1 protein-coding gene is annotated in these 6,263 nt (G+C 38.9%); it reads left to right on the top strand.

The annotated features are described in order from the left end of the window. Window positions 1-1,274: 1,274 nt before the first annotated feature. Window positions 1,275-6,176, top strand: coding sequence for an S-layer homology domain-containing protein (locus BW961_RS29125; RefSeq protein WP_169810297.1), 4,902 nt, complete (start codon window positions 1,275-1,277; stop codon window positions 6,174-6,176). The last annotated feature ends 87 nt before the right edge of the window (window positions 6,177-6,263 follow it).

Raw genomic sequence — 6,263 nt, 5'->3', positions numbered from 1 at the left:
ATCTTTAATAAATAAGAGAAGAATCGCTTTACTATACTTCAGTTGTATATGTCCCCTTCAAGCACATACTCGAATGCAGCTTTTTGAAAGCATGAGGTACAAGTGCGCTGAAGGGGATTTTTTATGGTAGACGTTAAATATGTTTACTTTGTAAATAACCTATTTGACGCTTACCGTAAATTTATCATGAAATCCAAATTATCGTCATTAACCTATCCATGGCGGGAGAGTACAATGAAAAAATAAATCATTCAACTTATTATCTTTCCTCCCTTTCCTCATTTATTAAAGTAATTTCCTACTGTTCTTTTCACATTTGTAAGCGATCCCAACATGACATCTACATTTAGATTTACTCAGCTAATTATTTAGTTTTGTTTTAGATTGCACTGGTAGGCATCTGATGTATTAACACGGTTAAAGACTGGGATTTAAGAGTGGTACTCGAACTCAAAGGAGGTGATGCTGATCGATGGCAATTGGCAAGTAATAGAAAGTAATAGATTTGACTCGAAGGAGGAAAAAATGTCGCTGGCAAAGGTAATGATGCGGTAATTCAAGTGTTTGGCGACAAGAGAATAAACGCAGATGTCAATGGTGATGAAGTATCTCGATTTGAGACTTGGCTATCGTTGCAGGGACATAACAAAGCTAAGCGGGCTGCAATGAGAAGGTGGATGTAAATCATGAAGGTAAGGTTGACATTAAAGACCTTGCAATCGTAGCCAAAGCGATCTTGACATGACGATAGATAAAGCGAGATAGAAGCATGTTTTCCCCCTACATCATTCGGTACTTTCAAACGTTCCAGTATCACAGGAGATCGTGAAATAATTATACGAAAGGTGCGTATCTATGAAAATTTCTCGCATTATGTTATAAGATAGATTGCAATATTTCTTGAGCGTATCCTTAATAAGCAAAAACTAGAAAGGAGAAGGAATAAACAAAAATGAAAAGTTAAGAAAAAATCAATATCTTGCCGTTGATCTGATTCGCTCATTGTTCATTTGCCTCTAATGTATTGAAAGCCCTTTCATTTAGGATTTCTCTTCAGACGTCAAGCTAGCGAAACTGGACTTGTAAGAACGATTTGAGATACTTAATACTTTTAATCTTTCAATATAATTTATGAAAGTGGTGCAATTATGAAGAGAATAGCTTTATGGATTTTAATTTTGTTAATGTTTGGTATGGAATACTCTAGTACAGTTATATATGCACAGGGTAATAGTACTGTTCTGACAACCGAGAATACAAATGGGAGAACACTAATGAATTTAAATAGCGATTGGGGCTTTTACAGAGGCGAATTAGCAGGGGCAGAGGCAGTTGACTATGATGATCAGGCATTTGCTAATATAACGATTCCACACACCATGAGACTGGAGAAGAAACATGCTAATGGTGGAAAAGCAGTATATCAAGGAACAGGTTGGTACAGACGTTATTTTACGGTTGACGAGATGTACAGAGGAAATACAATCAATATTGACTTTGAAGGTGTAATGATCGACAGTGAAATCTATTTAAATGGAGAAAAAATTTATACGCGTAATGGTGGTTATGTAGGATTCTCTGTAGATATTACAGATAAAGTGAAATTTGGTGAAACCAATGTTTTAGCCGTAAAAGTATCTAGCTATGATAGTCCAGATACTCCGCCAGGAAAGCCAATAGCAAATCTCGATTTTCATTACTACGGCGGTATTTACCGAGATGTAACCATGAGGATTACAAATAATTTACATATTTCATATGTATTACAGGCTGATAAAACAGCTAGTGGCGGCGTTTTTGTGACTTATCCAGAAGTGAGCAAAACATATGCAAAGGTTAATGTAAAAACGCATGTTGTCAACCAAAATAATACATCAGCTAACACGAAAGTTGTAAGTAAGCTGGTGGACAAGGAAGGAAATACAGTTGCACAGGGTGAAGCTGATGCTGCAAGTATACCAGCAGGTGGAGATCAACAGTTTAATCAGGATATAACGTTAACCAATCCAAATTTGTGGCATCCAGATACACCTTATCTTTATTCTTTAGTTAGTGAAGTATACAACGGGTCAACTTTAGTTGATTCTGTTACGACAAAGATAGGGATCAGAACAATAGAGTACAAAGCAGATGGATTATATATCAATGGTGAAAAATTATTTTTACGCGGAGTAAACCGTCATCAGGCGTATCAGAATATTGGAGATGCAGCCTCTAATTCAATGCAGTATCGTGATGCGATGCAGATCAAGGAAAATGGATTTAATGCTGTTCGTGCTACGCATTATCCCAATGATCCGGCTTTTTTAGATGCAGCTGATGAATTGGGGTTATTAGTTATTGAATGTCAGCCTGGCTGGCAGAACTTCACCAAAAGTCAAAAGTTCTATGATCTCACTTTAAGAGATACACGTGAAATGATCAGACGTGACAGAAACAGACCGTCCGTCATCCTATGGGAAACTTCACTTAATGAGACGGGCTACTCTGCAGAATGGGCAAAAGAGGCTACTGGTATTGCTCATGCAGAATATCCTGGCAATCAGATGTATACAGCAGCAGACCATGGACTACAGGGATCTTTCTATGATGTGAACTATAAAGTCGTTGATATGAATTGGGAAGATGACTCAAGCAAATGGACTGACTTTGATCCAAACAAGCCATTCTTTACACGTGAATGGGGTGATTTTGAAGAATCTAGCAAGGCGCTGAGAAAAGAAGGCGAAGACGCTATGATGACTCAGATTTTGACGCGTCAGAGATATTTAAATGGAGATGGTTACTCTGACTGGGGTGGACTAGATGCAAATGATAGAATAGGTGGATATTTCTTATGGAGCTGGAATGACTATGCACGTGGATCAACGACGAAGACATTGGGAAGCGGAACAGTAGATATCGATAGATATGAAAAATATGATTACTACTGGTTACAGTCCATGCAATCGGCTAGAAATTCTGTAAATGGTCCAATGGTGTTTATAGCAAGCACATATTCTCCAACATCAAGCCTGAATGTTAATGTATTTAGTAACTGTGAGAGTGTGAAGCTCTATCAGAATAATGTATTGATTAAAGAAATTACAAGGGAAGAGGCTTTGAAATCTGTTCCGAACATAGCTAAAAAAGGTGGTAGCCCAATATTTACGTTTCAATTAGCAAAGTTTGCAGCAGGTGACCTTAGAGCCGAAGCGATTTTAGATGGAAAAGTCGTTAAAACGCATACGGTTAAAACACCAGGTCAAGCTGCTGGAATAGAAATTGAAGTACGTGACAGAGGAATCATGCCAGTAGCAGATGGTTCGGATGTAATCCCCGTATACTTCAAAGTAGTAGATGAGAATGGAACTGTCGTACCAAGCTACGAGGGTAGCATTAAAATTGCTGTCACAGGTGACGGGGAACTCGTTGGGGAAAACATCGAAAGAATAGGTGTTGAAGAACAGCGTGTTGAAGGTGGTATAGGTTTTGCATTTGTAAGAACTTCAGACGTCAGTGGAAATATAAACATCAATGCTACAGCAGAAGGATTGAATGGAGGAACAACAACAGTAAGTACAGTACCCTATCAAGGTCAGTTTGTCCCTGATGGACAGCATATACCATGGGTTGGTGGAGTTGACAAACTAGAAACCACAGAACAGACCTATAAAAATATTGCAGTTGGTAAACCTGTTACAAGTTCTTCTGAACAATCAGGTAACTTTGCAATGTATGCAGTAGATAACGACGAAGGTACAAGATGGTGTGCAAATGGATCATCCTTACCACAGTGGATACAGGTTGATTTACAGAATAGTAGTGCTTTGGCTGGTTTTCAGGTTATGTGGGAAAGTAGTACAAATGTATATAAGTACTATATTGAAGTATCAGAGGCTGGGATCAACTGGCAAAAGGTTATTGATAATACATTAAATACCACGCCTAATGGATATGAAGAAACAAAGCTTGTAGAAACAAATGGGAGATATGTAAGATTAACGATTGTTGATCGTATAACACATGGAGATTGGGCATCTTTATTTGAGTTTAAGATAATACCTTCAGAGAATGAGGAACCTGGTGACATTATAACAGATGCGAAAATAGAATCTATTACATCATCTTCAGAACATGAAGCTGACAGGGGTACGGATAAGCTTAGAGATGGTGTAACTACGATAGGAACGGGTTGGTTATCAAAGGAATTAACGCTTCCTCAGTCCGTGACAGTAAAATTCAACAGGCCTCAATCTATTATTGGAAGCCGTATTTTCTGGGAAAAGGACAGTAACTGGTACACATATGATTTAGAAGTATCTACGGATGGTGAAACATGGAAAAAGGCACTTGATAATCGCTATGTAGGTGGACAGCATTTCACACCAGAAAGATTTGCTAAGCCGTATGATAACATTAATTATGTTCGCGTAACAATTAAGGATATAACTGCTGGCGGCGGGTTCAGAATAGGTATGGCGGAACTGATATTATATGGGCAGGATTATGAGGAAGCAGAGCCGAACAATTTTGACTATGCAAGTGATCTGGAATGGGTATCAGCACACAGTGATTATAATGATGTACTTAAGGATGAACCGCAGTATGGCGATTCCACCCTTGACTTGAACTCTGCAACAGGAGTTAAGACTTTTACCAAAGGATTATCTTCAGATACAAATTCAGAAGTTGTATACAATGTAGATGGACGTGGGTATACAAGATTTCAAGTCTATGTAGGAATTGACAAGAAAGCCCCTAAAATGGGTGGAGAAGCTATCTTTAAAGTATTTAAAGATGATGAGCAAATCTATATTAGCCCAGTAATGATGAGAGATTACAACTGCGAATTTATTGATCTTGATATCACAGGAGCCAAGCAGATTAAGCTTGTTGCTGAATGGAATAACAATCCTGGCAATCCTGAAGCAAGGTATAATACGCATGTTGACTGGGCAGATGCCAAATTCATCTATGACGTAACCGTACCAACGAAGGCAGGAAGCATTGCAGGAACAGTGACAAATGGGCAAGACACTCCTGTAGAAGGTGCTAAAGTAAGTCTGACGGTAAGTGGAGCTGTATACGCTGCAACAACGTCATCAGAAGGAATCTATTTTATTGCGAATGTGCCAGTTGGTACAGACTATACTGTAACAGCTAGCAAGAAAGGCTATACAGAGCAAAGTAATAATGGTGATGTAATAGCAGATGCAACAACAACACTTGATTTTAACTTGGAAGCAGAAACAACAACAGATACATCTGCACCATCTTGGTCAGTAGATGCTAAATTATCAGTTACAAATGTTGGCAAGACTAGCCTTACACTTTCATGGACAGCAGCAACGGATGATACGGGTGTAACAAGCTATAAGGTTTATAAGAATGGTATTGCATTAATTACAATACCAGCTGATATCACTAGCTATACAGTCAGTGGCCTTTCATCTGACACGACGTATAAATTTAAAGTTGAAGCAGGCGATGCAGCAGAAAATTGGAGTAAGGATGGTCCGAGTGTAACGGTGAAGACTGAAGCTAGTTGGACACCACCAGATCCAACACCAACGTCAGATCCTAAACCAACACCTACACCAACGCCTAAGCCTACTGAGCCAACAGAGCCAGTTAAACCTATTGAACCTGAAACTCCAAAAGTAAAACTGTCGGATATTACGGATCATTGGGCTAAGGCTTCCATTGAAAAGTCGGTTGAACTTGGTTTTGTAAGTGGATATAAAGATTGGACTTTTAGACCGAATCGAACTGTAACACGTGGTGAATTCGCAACCATGTTAGCTAGAGCATTGAAATTGGATTTTGTTGATTCTGACTTTAGTTTTACGGATCAAAAGCAAACACCGGTATGGGCTCAGCCATTCATTCATGCACTTGTAAAGGCTGGTTTCATTTCTGGATACGAAGATGGTACTTTCCGTGCAAATAATGAAATAACACGATCTGAATTCGTAGTCATTATTGTTCGTGCATTAGGTCTTGAAGTTGATTCTAATGCACACCTGACATTTAATGATGCGAAACAGGTTCCGGCATGGGCTAGATCCTATGTTGCAGCAGCCGTGGAAGCAGGTCTAGTTAAGGGGGACGGGGATGGCAAATTCAATCCCAACAGTTCAACAACGAGAGCTGAGGCAGTCACATTGATTTTAGGCATGTTAAACCATCTTTAATAAATAAGAGAAGAATCGCTTTACTATACTTCAGTTGTATATGTCCCCTTCAAGCACATACTCGAATGCAGCTTTTTGAAAGCATGA

The organism is Paenibacillus macquariensis (assembly GCF_900156375.1).
GTDB lineage: Bacteria > Bacillota > Bacilli > Paenibacillales > Paenibacillaceae > Paenibacillus_AQ > Paenibacillus_AQ macquariensis.
This window is presented reverse-complemented; position numbering and strand designations above follow the sequence as displayed.

Excerpts from the sequence above, each read along its gene's own strand:
- BW961_RS29125 (WP_169810297.1), top strand. The coding sequence starts at position 1,275 with ATGAATTTAAATAGCGATTGGGGCTTTTACAGAGGCGAATTAGCAGGG.